The following is a 15,164-nucleotide window of genomic DNA, read 5'->3' on the forward strand; positions in this document are numbered from 1 at the left end:
AAAATATCTATCCGCGATATCAAATCTCGTTCAACGATACACTACCCATCATACCGCTTTATTGGGCTTTTTCCAACAGTTTAGGCTTCGCAAAGATCATTCGTCCCGCTGAAGTCTGCAACACACTTGTCACCAGCACTTCCATCATCATGCCAATGTACTCGCGACCGCCTTCCACAACGATCATTGTGCCATCGTCCAGATAGGCTACACCTTGACCGTGCTCCTTGCCGTCCTTGATGATCTGTACCATAATCTCTTCACCCGGTAGCACAACCGGCTTAACCGCATTTGCGAGATCATTGATGTTCAGTACAGATACACCCTGAAGTTCACAGACTTTATTGAGGTTGAAGTCGTTGGTAACGACCTTGCCTTGAAGTACTTTCGCCAATTTCACGAGCTTGCTGTCTACCTCGGAGATTTCTTCAAAATCCCCCTCGTAGATGAGCACTTTGACGTCGAGTTCCTTCTGGATTTTGTTCAAAATGTCGAGTCCACGCCGTCCTCTGTTCCGCTTAAGCAGATCGGATGAATCGGCAATATGCTGAAGTTCCTCTAGGACAAATTCGGGAATGACAATCGTGCCTTCAATAAATCCGGTTTTGCAAATATCAGCGATGCGACCATCAATAATAACACTGGTATCCAAAATTTTATGTTCTTCGATCCGTCTGTCCTCATCCACTTCGGGATGACCCCAGCGACCAGACATCCAGAAGGCCGCCAGATCATCTTTCTTCGCCATGGCAAGGGCATAACCCGAATAACTACTTACGACCGTCAGCGCCACCTGAAGCACCTCTCCGGCCGTCCCTAGCCATGCTACACAAGGATACAACAGCAAAGCAACAAGCAATCCTGCAACGGTACCCGCAGCGCCTGCTGCGAGTTCATTCATCGGTACTTTTGCCAAGGAATCAATACCATTATGCAGTCTGGTTGCCATCAATGTTCCACCAATGTTGCACACACCCATAAACAGTACAGCTCCCAGTAATGTCGATACCCCAGCCCCTAACAATCCTGCTGACTGAATCCACTCAGCCATCCACGGGACGGATTTTCCTGCCAGATGATATGCCGTGTAACCGAACCATGCACCGCACAATCCTGTAAAAGTTAAAATGCCTTTTTTCCACATATGTCCCTGCACCTCCTTCAATATTTCTTGATCTCATATCCAGTATGATCCAATTCTCAAATTACTAATCCCGCTTTCGAAGAACTTTTTGGAAATGTTGCAATCGTCAGTTGAAAGTAGATAAATTATTGGCATATAATGAATTCAATTCATATCCCGAGGTGAGTAGCAAAATGAGTACGCTAAGTTTACAGGCTTTTCAGGATCAAGTTTCCGAGCTGTTGCTGCGTCATCGCAGCCTGATTGATGTGCTGTCCAAAACAGGACAAGCCGGAGCTTCTGTTAACCGTGCCGTGTCTAAGGCCATTACCGAATGCGGCTGCATTGAGCTGCACGCCACCAAGCAGAAATATGGATCAGAGAGTGATATTGCTCAAACCAAAGGCCTGCTGGAAACGCATGTGGAAGGTGAGTTGTGCGAGAATTGCAAAGAGGTTATCAGCTCTGAACTGGGGCGAAACCTGTTTTATATGTCAGCTCTCTGCAATCTGCTGGACATCAACATGGAAGAAGTCGTGAATCACGAATCACAGAAATGTTCGACGTTAGGGATGTTTAATTTGTCGTAAACGATACGTAATTCGTTTCAAAAGGTTAGAGTACCTTATAGATCTGAATAACCAAAAAGCACGCATTCTCCTGGTTGGGAGCATACGTGCTTTTCTTTATATTGGCCTGATATAGGTAATGTGGGATCGGCACACGGCCAGTCCGCTATAATTCTTAACGATCTGGAGGACGGGATGATTTCTCGTCCTTGCGCTTTTTGGCCCGATTACGCGAGGCTGCTGTCCGCATATTGTGCTTGATCCCATATAAGGCGTACAACACCAGTGGAATAAAGATTAATTTGGACAACTGCTCCGGGAAAATGACGGCCACGGCTACAGCGAAAAGGACAACCCAAGGCGCGATCCAGATCGCTTTACGCGGCAGACCAACCTTTTTTAAATTGGGATATTTGAGCGAACTCACCATCAGATACGATAATAGCAACGTAGCAATCATCATACTGATGGGACCAATATCCTTGTGAAACAGAGACAGTGTAGCTAATACCCCTCCAGCCGCCGGAATCGGCAGGCCTGTGAAGTAACCCGGTATACCTGGGCGCACATTAAACCGTGCAAGCCGGATGGCTCCACATATCGGGAAGCTTGCAGTTGCAATCCAGGCGAAAAACGGTGATGCATCCTGAAATGATACCATGAATATGATCAGAGCCGGAGCTGCACCAAATGAAACCATATCCGATAAGGAATCAAGCTCTTTGCCAAATTCACTCTGAGCATTCAGTGCGCGTGCCACCCGCCCATCAAGACCATCTAATAACATGGCAATAATGATCATAATCGCAGCCAAACTGTAATTCCCATCAATGGCAAGCAGAATCGCCATCATTCCAAGAAACAGATTACCTATGGTGAAGAGATTCGGAATGAATCTGGTTAGCATGGTTGTTTCACCTCATTATTTTCAAGCCGATATGGGCAAACCCTTACATCTGTCTGTCAATAAACATCTGTTCTTGCAAACGTTTGAGTCCTTCCTTAATGGTTCGGGCGCGTACTTCACCAATCCCGTCCACTTCGTCCAGTTCTTCAATTGTAGCCATAATGACATGGGGCAGCTGTTCAAATTGATCCACCAGATTATGAATAATGACGTTCGGCAGGCGGGGGATCTTATTTAATACCCTGTATCCGCGAGGTGCAACCGAATCTTCGGACGTTGCCGCCGACGAAGGGTAACCGAGCAAACGAACAATATGATGTGCATCCAGTAACTCATCGTCCGACAATCTTTTCAGACCCACAATTATATCGCGGATTTTGTCATCACTGTCGTCACGGGCATAGTCTTTATAAAGTAACCAGGCTTCTTCCTCCGTTGTACCGACCAGCTCCTCCATCTGCATAGAGATCAGTCTTCCCTCATTACCGAGTTCGTGAATATATCGTTTGATTTCCGTTTTGATACGCATAACCATTTCCGTACGCTGAATAACGTTGACTACTTCAGGAATGGTCACCAGTTCCTCGAACTCGGATGCGCTCAGGTTCGTAAGGGACTGTGTCAACACCGCTTTGTATTTCTCCAGGGTTTGAATCGCTTGATTCGCTTTGGTCAAAATAACCCCAATTTCCTTAAGGGAATACCGAAGCGTCCCTTGGTATAACGTAATAATATTACGGCGTTGCGATATGGATACGACCAGTTTACCCGTTTGCTTCGCAACACGCTCTGCTGTCCGGTGACGAATTCCCGTCTCAGATGAAGAGATGGAGGAGTCCGGAATCAGCTGGGTATTGGCGTACAAAATACGTTTTAAATCTTCGCTAAGGATAATGGCACCGTCCATTTTGGCGAGTTCATACAGATAGTTAGGGGAGAAATCACAGTTAATCGAGAATCCTCCATCCACGACTTCCATCACTTCAGGGCTGTATCCTACAACAAGCAATGCGCCCGTCTTGGCGCGCAGCACATTTTCCAGACCTTCGCGGAAAGGTGTACCTGGTGCGATCAGCCTTAACAAATCATTCATCTTATCCAGTTGGCTCGAATCTTTCATCTTGTTATGCCCCCTAATCTAAAGCAACCGCTAGTGCATCTGCCACGGTATTCACACCGATCAGTTGTATCCCGCGAGGATGTTTCCAGCCCTTTAAGCTTTTTTCTGGTAAAATAACACGCTTGAAGCCCAGTTTCGCGGCTTCCTTCACACGTTGTTCGGCCCGAGATACGGCCCGAACTTCACCTGTCAAGCCGATTTCGCCAAAAATGACGTCATCCGGCTTGGTCGGTACATCTCTCAAACTCGATGCAATACTTACAGCAACCGCCAAATCTACTGCCGGTTCATCTAATCTTACACCACCAGCTACGTTCAGATATGCATCCTGGGTTTGCAAGAACATGCCCATCCGTTTCTCCAGTACCGCAATAATCAGGTTTAATCGATGGAGATCCACCCCGGTTGCCATACGGCGGGGAGAAGGGAAATGAGTGGTTGAGATCAATGCCTGCAATTCCACGAGCAGAGGACGTGTGCCCTCCATGCTAGCAACAACTGTAGAACCCGCTACACCGAGCGGACGTTCAGACAGAAAGAGTTCTGACGGATTGCCTACCTCACGAAGCCCATCTTCGCCCATTTCAAAAATGCCGATCTCATTGGTGGAACCAAAGCGGTTCTTCACCGCACGCAATAAACGATACGTATGATGCCGCTCTCCTTCAAAATAAAGAACACAATCCACCATATGTTCTAACATACGTGGACCGGCAATGGCGCCTTCTTTCGTAACATGCCCCACAAGTACAGTTGCAATGCCTCGTCCTTTGGCAATCCTCATAAACCTTGAGGTACATTCCCTTACCTGCGCTACACTACCGGGTGCGCTGGTGACTTCTGGCAGGTATACCGTCTGAATGGAGTCGATGACAAGAAAATTCGGCTGGATCTGTTCCACCGCTTCCTCAACACGCTCCATATTGGTTTCACACAATACGTACAGTTCAGCAGAGAGTGCACCCAGACGGTCAGCCCGCAGCTTGGTTTGCTTTACCGATTCCTCACCCGAGACATAAAGTACACGCAAACCCGAATGTGTCAAAGCATGGGACGTCTGTAACATCAACGTAGATTTTCCGATGCCGGGATCTCCGCCCACCAGAACAAGAGAACCTGGCACAATTCCGCCACCCAGTACTCGGTTCAGCTCTCCGATTCCAGTCTGTACACGTGGTTCCTGACCGCTATCTATATCTATGATGGGAAGCGCTTTATCTTTACTATCATAGAGGGGAGAATTTCTCCCTTGTGTTTTGACCACCGTTTCGGTTTCTTCCACCATTGAATTCCAAGACTGACAACCCGGACATTTCCCGTACCACTTGGGGGCCTCATAGCCGCATTCCGTACACTGAAACTTAGTTTTAACTTTGGCCACTTTAGCACTCCTAAGATTTATTTCATAACAGAATTTTACTTTTTTCGACGAATTTTTCCTGAATTCCCTGACGTGCAGGGTTAATAAAAGTTTACCATTGATTGAGAATTTTCGTAAAGGATTATCGCAAACTTTACACATGTTCTTAACATAATCATTTGGATTATGTCCAAATATCAAAAAAACCTTCCCGGCCGAGGCCGGAAAGGATTAGGAATCTGTAGCGTATTGGAGCTTAATCCAAACGTATTTAATTCTTTACTTTACTTTGTTTCGATTTCTTCGCTTTCTTCATTGGAAGGAATGATAACTTCCTTTTTCGTTACAGACAAAGCGCCATTCTCTTCATCGATTAACAACGAATCTCCTTTGGTCACATTACCTGTGAGCAATTCCTCTGACAGACGGTCTTCAATGTGCTTCTGGATCGCCCGGCGAAGCGGACGAGCACCGTATGCTGGATCGAAGCCTGCCTTAGCAAGGAAGCCCTTTGCCTTGTCGGTGAGTTCGAAATCGACCTCGTGTTCGAGCAGTCGTTTGCGAAGCTCTTCGCTCATCAGCGTAACAATCTCAGCAATGTGTTTTTCTTCGAGTGAGTGGAACACGATAATTTCATCAATCCGGTTAAGGAACTCTGGACGGAAGCTTTTCTTCAACTCATCCATTACTTTCCCCTTCATATTATCGTAATCTGCTCCTGCATCTATAACTGCAGTGAAGCCCAGTGTAGAGTTACGTTTGATCGCTTCTGCACCCACATTGGATGTCAGAATGATCAGTGTATTGCGGAAGTCAACGACGCGACCTTTGGAATCCGTCAGACGACCATCCTCAAGCACTTGCAGCAGGATGTTGAATACTTCCGGGTGTGCTTTCTCGATTTCATCAAGCAGTACAACGGAATAAGGTTTACGGCGTACTTTCTCAGTCAGCTGGCCACCTTCTTCGTATCCAACATAGCCTGGAGGCGCCCCTACGAGTCGGGAAGTCGAATGCTTCTCGCCATACTCAGACATATCGATCCGGATCACTGCATTTTCATCGCCAAACATCGCTTCAGCCAGAGCACGAGCCAGCTCAGTTTTACCTACACCCGTAGGACCCAGGAAGATAAATGACCCCATCGGACGTTTTGGATCTTTAAGTCCAGCACGGGCACGGCGAACCGCACGGCTGACAGACTTCACAGCCTCATCCTGACCGATGACACGTTCATGCAGAATGGACTCCAGATTCATCAGGCGTTGTGTCTCTTCTTCTTTCAGTTGGTTCACAGGAATTCCCGTCCAGCTGGCTACCACTTGTGCGATATCCTCAGGTGTTACCTCGGAATCCGTGCGACCTTGTTTTTCTTTCCATTGGTTCTTCGTTACATCCAGCTCTTCACGGATTTTTTGTTCCGTGTCACGCAGAGCTGCTGCCTTTTCGAACTCCTGGCTTTGAACCGCAGAGTCTTTTTCCTTGCGGATATCTTCCAGACGGCTTTCCAGTTGTTTCAGGTTTGGTGGGATCGTGTAAGAATTCAATCTTACTTTGGAACCCGCTTCATCAATCAAATCAATCGCTTTGTCTGGTAAGAAACGGTCTGGAATGTAACGGTCAGACAATTTAACGGCCTGCACAATCGCTTCATCCGTAATTTTCACCCGGTGATGCGCTTCGTAACGATCACGCAAACCGTGTAAAATCTGAATGGCTTCTTCCGGAGAAGGCTGATCGACGGTAATCGGTTGGAAACGACGCTCAAGCGCAGCATCCTTCTCGATATATTTGCGATACTCATCCAGTGTTGTTGCACCAATGCATTGCAATTCTCCACGAGCCAGAGCCGGTTTCAAAATGTTAGAAGCATCAATTGCACCTTCAGCTCCACCTGCACCAATCAGGGTGTGCAATTCGTCGATGAACAGTACGATGTTGCCTGCCTGACGGATTTCATCCATGATTTTTTTCAAACGATCTTCAAATTCACCACGATATTTGGTTCCTGCTACAACAGAACCCATATCCAGCGTCATGACACGTTTATCGCGCAAAGTTTCCGGTATCTCGTTAGCAATGATTTTTTGTGCAAGTCCTTCAGCAATCGCTGTTTTACCTACACCCGGCTCACCGATCAGTACCGGATTGTTCTTGGTACGACGGCTAAGTACCTGAATGACACGTTCAATTTCTTTGCTACGTCCGATAACCGGATCGAGGTTGTTCTCTTTGGCATAAGCCGTGAGATCACGGGCCAGACTGTCCAATGTTGGTGTGCTAACATTGGCCGGTGTCCCATTATGGCTGGATACGGCTTCACTGCTGCCAAGCAATTGCAACACTTGTTGACGTGCCTTATTCAAGCTAATACCCAGGTTGTTCAGCACACGTGCCGCAACCCCTTCACCTTCACGAATCAATCCGAGCAGGATATGCTCTGTGCCTACATAAGTGTGACCCAATTTGCGGGCTTCATCCATAGATAGTTCAATCACTTTTTTCGCACGAGGCGTATATGCAATGTTCGTAGGTTGCTCTTGGCCACGGCCAATCAGCGTTTCTACCTCATCCTGAATTTTTTCCAACCCGAGCCCCAGGCCAATCAGCGCTTTGGCTGCGATGCCTTCGCCTTCACGAATGAGACCGAGCAAAATGTGCTCTGTACCGATGTTATTATGACCAAGACGGACAGCTTCTTCCTGCGCTAATGCGAGCACCTTTTGGGCCCGTTCCGTAAATCTTCCAAACATCATATCTCCTGCACCTCCATGGTTTTGGATAAAACGAGGGTCTTTGAAACGATCCCACCGTATTCTTCATATCATTTTTGCTTGCAGCCGTGCTGCGAATAAAACCATTCAGCATTTATTGCTCTATTATATAAAAGCCGCTGAGGCGGCATGAAACCTTCGTTCACAAAACTTGAACAACTAGGATTGGATAGCTGCACTGATCGTATCACGAATCAACTGAGCTCGGTAGATGTCACGCTCATCAGCCCGCATGTCTTCTCCAAATGTCTTCTGTAAAAATCCTGGCTGTGTCATCACATTCAACTCGTTCATCACGGTAATGGATAATCCATCGAGTAAGCCAAGATCTACGCCAAGGCGTACATCGGACAGACGCTGTGCAGCTTCCTTCGAATCAACGATAGCAGCATGAGACAATATACCGTATGAACGCATAACCCGGTCGGTAATACGCAGTCTGGAATCGGTAATTAACCGTTCCCTGGCGGTACGTTCATGTCCAATCATCTGTAACACAACATTATGCAGGTTATCGATGACCTCTTGTTCTGTCTGTCCCAGTGTGATCTGGTTAGAGATCTGGAACAAGTTGCCCATCGCTTCGCTACCTTCACCATATATCCCACGAACTGTCAGCCCTACTTGGGAGACTGCAGTTAGAATACGGCCAATCTGCTGTGTCATGACCAGAGCAGGCAGATGCATCATGACAGATGCTCTAACACCTGTGCCTACATTGGTCGGACAACTGGTTAAGTATCCTCTGCGATCATCAAAAGCATAATCCACATGCGCTTCAAAAGCATCATCTATTGCAGAAGCTTTCTCCCAGGCTTCTTTCACCTGGAACCCCGGATAGAGGCATTGGATACGAAGATGATCCTCTTCATTAATCATAATACTGACAGATTCATCCTCACTGAGAATAACGGCACCATGTCTGGATTCGTTCGCTAGACTGGGGCTGATCAGATGTTTTTCCACCAGCACCCGTTTGTCGAGGTCCGCGATATCCATCAGATCCAATGTATGAAAATCTCCAAAGGCATGAACCTCATCGTATTGAAGTACTTCGCTCAGCTTATTCAGCACTTCTTCCGATTGCTCATTAGAAGCCAGCATCGGAAACGGATAATGCTGAAGGTTGCGTGCGATCCGGACACGGCTGCTAATGACGATTTCGGAATCAGCCGCATCACTTTGCATCCAGTCGCTGAGCGCCTTCTCTGTAAAACGCAGATTAGGCATTACGCATCCCTCCTACTCATGGCAATCTTTTATTCCTGAGCAATTCCTTTTTCAAGTTCCCTGATCTGATCACGAATTTGTGCCGCCTCTTCGAATTCCTCTTGGGTTATACTCTCCTGAAGATCACGTTTCAGATCAGCGATTTGCCGTTTCACTTTAATGCGACCACCAGCTCTCGCAGGCACCTTGCCTACATGGGAAGTACTTCCATGGACCCGTTTGAATAACGGATCAAGACGACTATCAAAATATTTATAACATGAACTGCAGCCGAAACGGCCGATTTTGCTGAACTGTGAATAGGTCATTCCGCATTCCTCACAACGAAGGGATTGCGCTGGAGTGGCTCCTGCACTGCCATTCTTGCCTGAGGGTTCAAAATCAAGCAACCCTGACAACAAATTGTGAATGGAAAATCCATTGGATGTTCCAGGAATCATTTCCCCTTTTTCACGAGCACATGACTCACAAATATGGAACTCCGTCTTCTCTCCGTTCACGATCTTCGTGAAGTGGAGTGTCGCTGGACGTTTATTGCATTCTTGGCACAGCATAATGATGTACCCCCTTGATCCCGATAGTTTTCATTTACCGAGCAAAGATATTAACATCGCCTTCAACATTCTGGCACGAATTTGATCCCGGTAAGGAAGTTTGACCAATATAATTTCTCTCGATACAGCTGCCCGCATCAACCCGGCTTCCCGTTTGCTCAAGAAACGCGCTTCTTCCAGTTGGTAAATCAGACCCTCAGCAGCTGTCTGCCCGATCTCATCTCCAATACTATGATGCAAATGGTTATGCAGAGCCGAGTGAGCCGGCAAATCAATCCGCTGAATACGAACATAACCACCGCCGCCACGTTTACTCTCTACAAGGTAACCTTTCTCGATAGTAAACCGGGTACTGATGACATAATTAATCTGGGAAGGTACACATGAAAATTGATCCGCCAGATCATTACGTTGAATCTCAACCATTCCTTCGGGACTTTCATGCAAAATACTCTTCAGATATCGTTCGATAATATCAGAGATATTACGCATCCACTCATCCTCCACTGTCTGAAACGTTTAAGTCAATAAGGACCCACACGCCCCCACAGAGTACACCTTCTCAACCCATTTAACCAATCAGGGAAACAGCGAATCTGGCTTCCACAACCGTTAACGGGAGAATGAAGGACGCTCGAAGGTCCTTTAATATTACCTTTGTCCGCTGATGTGTAATACCATATTCTAATGATCCCCACCACCGGATTGCAGAAAGAAAGCCACGTAAGTTTTTAACCTTTAGTTGACTTTGACTTTCTTTGACTTTATATACATTATAGCATATTTTACGTTTTTGCCAAGTGGGGTCACTGTTCATTTTTTACGATTTTACACGAAATATTCCTCAGACACAAAAAAACCTCCCCAAAAGATCCGGAGAAGTCCATTTGTCTTGCATTAGCGTCGTATTTCTTATTAACTTCAATGATGAAACAACGAGATTAGTTCTCTTCACAGAATAAATCCTTCGTTAGGATCAGAAAAAATCAAGTAAATAGGTTTCCCGTTCAGGTATGGCTTGTTCCAAAGCTGAAATTGCTCCAACAGGACCCTGTATTCTGCCCATTCGTGCCATCTCGACCGGTCTGCGATACCCCATCAACATTGTGGTGAGTGCTTGAATATCAACCTTGACGGTCTGATCCTCCACTACCGACTCAGACGTTTTCCAGATGGAAGCTGTACCGTTCATCGCCACATTCAGCTGCCATACCCCTTCATTCCACGGAGCATGTGTATCCTGAACCTGGAGAACAATTTGTACCGGTGACGTCTGATTACCAAAAGGATACTGTGAAATAAATTGTTCCACACTCACAATACGTGCCATGAAGTAGGGTACAATTTCCTGCTGAATCCGCGGATTATCCAATTGAAAAGCAAGCATATCATTCGCTGGTGCCTGTAATGTCACTTCCTCAATCATGGAATCATGATTGGCTATAAAAGTCCACAAGGCCTGTCTCGCCTCTTCATGGAGATAAATGATCTCTTTAATAGTAAACTTGTTTTCCCTAACCTCATATAAAAGGTAGCCTTGTGCTTTACCAGCTTCATCATAATATACAGCTTTCTGGCTGGTTCCATCTGCAAGAACCGAATTCTCCCACCTTGCATCATTCCGGATTAAGGTTCCGTTATAGCGCTCAGCGTAGGCAGTGTATACTTCCTTTAATATGCTGAGGCCCGGATCGCCGCGCCGAATCGTTCCAGGAGTTTCCTTTTTCGCAGGCAAATGAGCTGTAGGCACTTTATAGCGTTTAAATTCAACATAAGTCTCCCATCCGTACTTCCGATAAAAAGCAAAAGAGAACGGATGCAGAAACGATATACTTTGTTTATTACGGTTCATTTCCTCCAACGCATGCTTTAACAGCCCAGCTACCCAGCCTTTGCGTCTAAATTCCGGCCATGTGGCTACACCCGCAATACCGCCCATCTCGAACGATCTCCCATGAATATAGGTTTGAAAAGGAATAATGTGAAGTTTGGCACCCAATTGTCCTTCCTCATACACACCCCAAATATCCTGTGACGCAAATTGACTCCGTCGCTTCTCTTTTTGTTCTTCACTCACTACCACTTGAAAAGCATATTCGGAGAGTGCCATAGCTGGTTCAAAATCATCTACCGTCAATTTCTGAATTTCCATGTCGTCCTGCACCCCGTTCTCTAGATTTATGAGATCATTCCAAATCATGGCCTGATACGTGATATATGTATCCCCTTTGAGTGTGTCAGAGGAGTTGTGCAATGTCAAATAGGAGATGCATTCGCATCCCCTAAACTAAACAAATAAAAACCACCACCGAATTACATCGGCAGTGGTTCTTTGCTTGGCGGCGTCCTACTCTCCCAGGACCCTGCGGTCCAAGTACCATCGGCGCTAGAGGGCTTAACGGTCGTGTTCGGGATGGGTACGTGTGGAACCCCTCCGCCATCGCCACCAAACGCATAGCTTATAGCTTACATTTCAGAGTATTTGTTCTCTGAAAACTAGATTCGAAACGAAATTTGCGCCTTACAACGTGCATATTGGATAAGCCCTCGACCGATTAGTACTGGTCAGCTCCATGCATTGCTGCACTTCCACCCCCAGCCTATCTACCTCGTCGTCTTCAAGGGGTCTTACATACTGGGAAATCTCATCTTGAGGGGGGCTTCACGCTTAGATGCTTTCAGCGCTTATCCCTTCCGTACATAGCTACCCAGCGGTGCTCCTGGCGGAACAACTGGTACACCAGCGGTACGTCCATCCCGGTCCTCTCGTACTAAGGACAGCTCCTCTCAAATTTCCTACGCCCACGACAGATAGGGACCGAACTGTCTCACGACGTTCTGAACCCAGCTCGCGTACCGCTTTAATGGGCGAACAGCCCAACCCTTGGGACCTACTTCAGCCCCAGGATGCGATGAGCCGACATCGAGGTGCCAAACCTCCCCGTCGATGTGGACTCTTGGGGGAGATAAGCCTGTTATCCCCAGGGTAGCTTTTATCCGTTGAGCGATGGCCCTTCCATGCGGTACCACCGGATCACTAAGCCCGACTTTCGTCCCTGCTCGACTTGTAGGTCTCGCAGTCAAGCTCCCTTATGCCTTTGCACTCTTCGAATGATTTCCAACCATTCTGAGGGAACCTTTGGGCGCCTCCGTTACTCTTTAGGAGGCGACCGCCCCAGTCAAACTGCCCACCTGACACTGTCCCCGCACCGGATTACGGTACCAGGTTAGAACCTAGATACGATCAGGGTGGTATCCCAACGGTGCCTCCACACAAGCTGGCGCTCATGCTTCTTAGGCTCCCACCTATCCTGTACAGATCGTACCCAAATTCAATATCAAGCTGCAGTAAAGCTCCATGGGGTCTTTCCGTCTTGTCGCGGGTAACCTGCATCTTCACAGGTATTAAAATTTCACCGGATCTCTCGTTGAGACAGCGCCCAAGTCGTTACGCCATTCGTGCGGGTCAGAATTTACCTGACAAGGAATTTCGCTACCTTAGGACCGTTATAGTTACGGCCGCCGTTTACTGGGGCTTCGGTTCACAGCTTCGGATTGCTCCTAACCACTCCCCTTAACCTTCCAGCACCGGGCAGGCGTCAGCCCGTATACTTCGCCTTACGGCTTCGCACAGACCTGTGTTTTTGCTAAACAGTCGCTTGGGCCTTTTCACTGCGGCCCCCTCGTGCTATTCACACTACCGGGGCACCCCTTCTCCCGAAGTTACGGGGTCATTTTGCCGAGTTCCTTAACGAGAGTTCTTCCGCGCGCCTTAGAATACTCTTCTCGCCTACCTGTGTCGGTTTGCGGTACGGGCACCATCACCTGGCTAGAGGCTTTTCTTGGCAGTGTGAGATCATGACCTTCGCTACTATAATTTTCGCTCCCCATCACAGCCCAGCCTTATCGATGTGCGGATTTGCCTACACATCAGCCTCACTGCTTAGACGGACATCCATCAGTCCGCGTCACTACCCTGCTGCGTCCCCCCATTGCTCATAACGGCTTACGGTGGTACAGGAATTTCGACCTGTTGTCCTTCGACTACGCCTTTCGGCCTCGCCTTAGGTCCCGACTTACCCTGAGCGGACGAGCCTTCCTCAGGAACCCTTAGGCTTTCGGCGGATCAGATTCTCACTGATCTTTTCGTTACTCATACCGGCATTCTCACTTGTATAATGTCCAGCGCTCCTTACGGTACACCTTCAACCCTTATACAACGCTCCCCTACCCCTGATGCAAAGCATCAAGCCATAGCTTCGGTGGTGTGTTTAGCCCCGTTACATTTTCGGCGCAGAGTCACTCGACCAGTGAGCTATTACGCACTCTTTCAATGGTGGCTGCTTCTAAGCCAACATCCTGGTTGTCTGGGCAACTCCACATCCTTTTCCACTTAACACACACTTGGGGACCTTAGCTGATGGTCTGGGCTGTTTCCCTTTTGACAATGGATCTTAGCACTCACTGTCTGACTCCCGGAAGTAAGTCTATGGCATTCGGAGTTTGACTGAGCTTGGTAACCCTTGCGGGCCCCGCACCCAATCAGTGCTCTACCTCCACGACTCTGTTTTCCGAGGCTAGCCCTAAAGCTATTTCGGGGAGAACCAGCTATCTCCGAGTTCGATTGGAATTTCTCCGCTACCCCCACCTCATCCCCGCATTTTTCAACATGCGTGGGTTCGGGCCTCCAGTGCGTGTTACCGCACCTTCACCCTGGACAGGGGTAGATCACCCGGTTTCGGGTCTACGTCCACGTACTAACTCGCCCTATTCAGACTCGCTTTCGCTGCGGCTCCGGCTCATCACCTTAACCTTGCACGGGAACGTAACTCGCCGGTTCATTCTACAAAAGGCACGCCATCACCCCTAAAACGGGCTCTGACTTTTTGTAAGCACACGGTTTCAGGTTCTATTTCACTCCCCTTCCGGGGTGCTTTTCACCTTTCCCTCACGGTACTGCTTCACTATCGGTCGCTAGGAAGTATTTAGCCTTGGCAGATGGTCCTGCCGGATTCATACGGGGTTTCACGTGCCCCGCACTACTCGGGATCCGTCTCGGAGGGAACAGACTTTCAACTACAGGGCTTTTACCTTCTTTGGCGGGCCTTTCCAGACCTCTTCGCTTAATCGGTTCCTTTGTAACTCCATGTGAGACGTCCCACAACCCCAAAGAGCAAGCTCTCTGGTTTGGGCTTCTCCGCGTTCGCTCGCCGCTACTGACGGAATCACTATTGTTTTCTCTTCCTCAGGGTACTTAGATGTTTCAGTTCCCCTGGTATGCCTCTGCACAACCTATGTATTCAGTTGTGAGTAACTGGAAATTACCCCAGCTGGGTTTCCCCATTCGGACACCCCCGGATCAAAGCTTGCTTACAGCTCCCCGAGGCAGTTTCGTTGTTCGCCACGTCCTTCATCGGCTCCTAGCGCCTAGGCATCCTCCGTGTGCTCTTAGTAGCTTAACCATATCGCTCGTGTTCGAGCTGTCGCTCCGCTTGTTTTGGACTGCGTCCAAAGCCAAAAGTCGCTC

10 protein-coding genes and 2 rRNA genes are annotated in these 15,164 nt (G+C 47.9%); 1 reads left to right on the forward strand and 11 read right to left on the reverse strand.

The genetic code is table 11. From position 1 onward, the window contains the following. Window positions 1-58 precede the first annotated feature (58 nt). Window positions 59-1,144 carry a PIN/TRAM domain-containing protein gene (locus tag ACR32F_RS28875; protein WP_440113245.1) on the reverse strand — a complete coding sequence of 362 codons (1,086 nt, stop codon included), beginning with the start codon at window positions 1,142-1,144 and terminating at the stop codon, window positions 59-61. A 173-nt stretch (window positions 1,145-1,317) separates the two neighbouring features. Between ACR32F_RS28875 and ACR32F_RS28880 the strand changes: the two genes are divergently transcribed. Further along, window positions 1,318-1,713, forward strand: coding sequence for a DUF1573 domain-containing protein (locus tag ACR32F_RS28880; RefSeq protein WP_440113248.1), 396 nt, complete (start codon window positions 1,318-1,320; stop codon window positions 1,711-1,713). A gap of 154 nt (window positions 1,714-1,867) precedes the next feature. Here ACR32F_RS28880 and pssA read toward each other — a convergent pair whose 3' ends face one another. The 10 genes from pssA to ACR32F_RS28930 form a co-directional block, all read right to left on the reverse strand. After that, a complete protein-coding gene (gene pssA / locus ACR32F_RS28885) occupies window positions 1,868-2,599 on the reverse strand; it encodes a CDP-diacylglycerol--serine O-phosphatidyltransferase (RefSeq protein ID WP_440113250.1) in 732 nt (243 codons plus the stop codon). A gap of 43 nt (window positions 2,600-2,642) precedes the next feature. Continuing rightward, entirely contained in the window at window positions 2,643-3,719 is a 1,077-nt protein-coding gene (gene disA / locus ACR32F_RS28890; RefSeq protein ID WP_440113253.1) for a DNA integrity scanning diadenylate cyclase DisA, read from the reverse strand. 13 nt (window positions 3,720-3,732) lie between these two features. Then, on the reverse strand, window positions 3,733-5,100 hold the full coding sequence (gene radA / locus ACR32F_RS28895; protein WP_440113256.1) for a DNA repair protein RadA: 1,368 nt from the start codon (window positions 5,098-5,100) through the stop codon (window positions 3,733-3,735). A gap of 263 nt (window positions 5,101-5,363) precedes the next feature. Further along, window positions 5,364-7,835, reverse strand: coding sequence for an ATP-dependent protease ATP-binding subunit ClpC (gene clpC / locus ACR32F_RS28900; RefSeq protein WP_440113259.1), 2,472 nt, complete (start codon window positions 7,833-7,835; stop codon window positions 5,364-5,366). A 177-nt stretch (window positions 7,836-8,012) separates the two neighbouring features. Beyond that, a complete protein-coding gene (locus ACR32F_RS28905; RefSeq protein WP_440113262.1) occupies window positions 8,013-9,083 on the reverse strand; it encodes a protein arginine kinase in 1,071 nt (356 codons plus the stop codon). Window positions 9,084-9,112: 29 nt separating this feature from the next. Then, window positions 9,113-9,637, reverse strand: a complete 525-nt coding sequence (locus ACR32F_RS28910; protein WP_440113265.1) for a UvrB/UvrC motif-containing protein — start codon at window positions 9,635-9,637, stop codon at window positions 9,113-9,115. A gap of 30 nt (window positions 9,638-9,667) precedes the next feature. Continuing rightward, the gene (locus ACR32F_RS28915) at window positions 9,668-10,129 is read right to left on the reverse strand and encodes a CtsR family transcriptional regulator (protein WP_440113268.1); all 462 of its coding nucleotides are present in this window, start codon (window positions 10,127-10,129) and stop codon (window positions 9,668-9,670) included. Window positions 10,130-10,613: 484 nt separating this feature from the next. Continuing rightward, window positions 10,614-11,789, reverse strand: a complete 1,176-nt coding sequence (locus ACR32F_RS28920; RefSeq protein WP_440113271.1) for a GNAT family N-acetyltransferase — start codon at window positions 11,787-11,789, stop codon at window positions 10,614-10,616. Window positions 11,790-11,971: 182 nt separating this feature from the next. After that, window positions 11,972-12,088, reverse strand: a 5S ribosomal RNA gene (rrf, locus tag ACR32F_RS28925). 84 nt (window positions 12,089-12,172) lie between these two features. Continuing rightward, window positions 12,173-15,099: ribosomal RNA gene (locus ACR32F_RS28930) — 23S ribosomal RNA — on the reverse strand. Between the last annotated feature and the right edge of the window lie 65 nt (window positions 15,100-15,164).

The sequence above is a fragment of the Paenibacillus hebaui genome, from assembly GCF_051934385.1.
Classification (GTDB): Bacteria; Bacillota; Bacilli; order Paenibacillales; family Paenibacillaceae; genus Paenibacillus.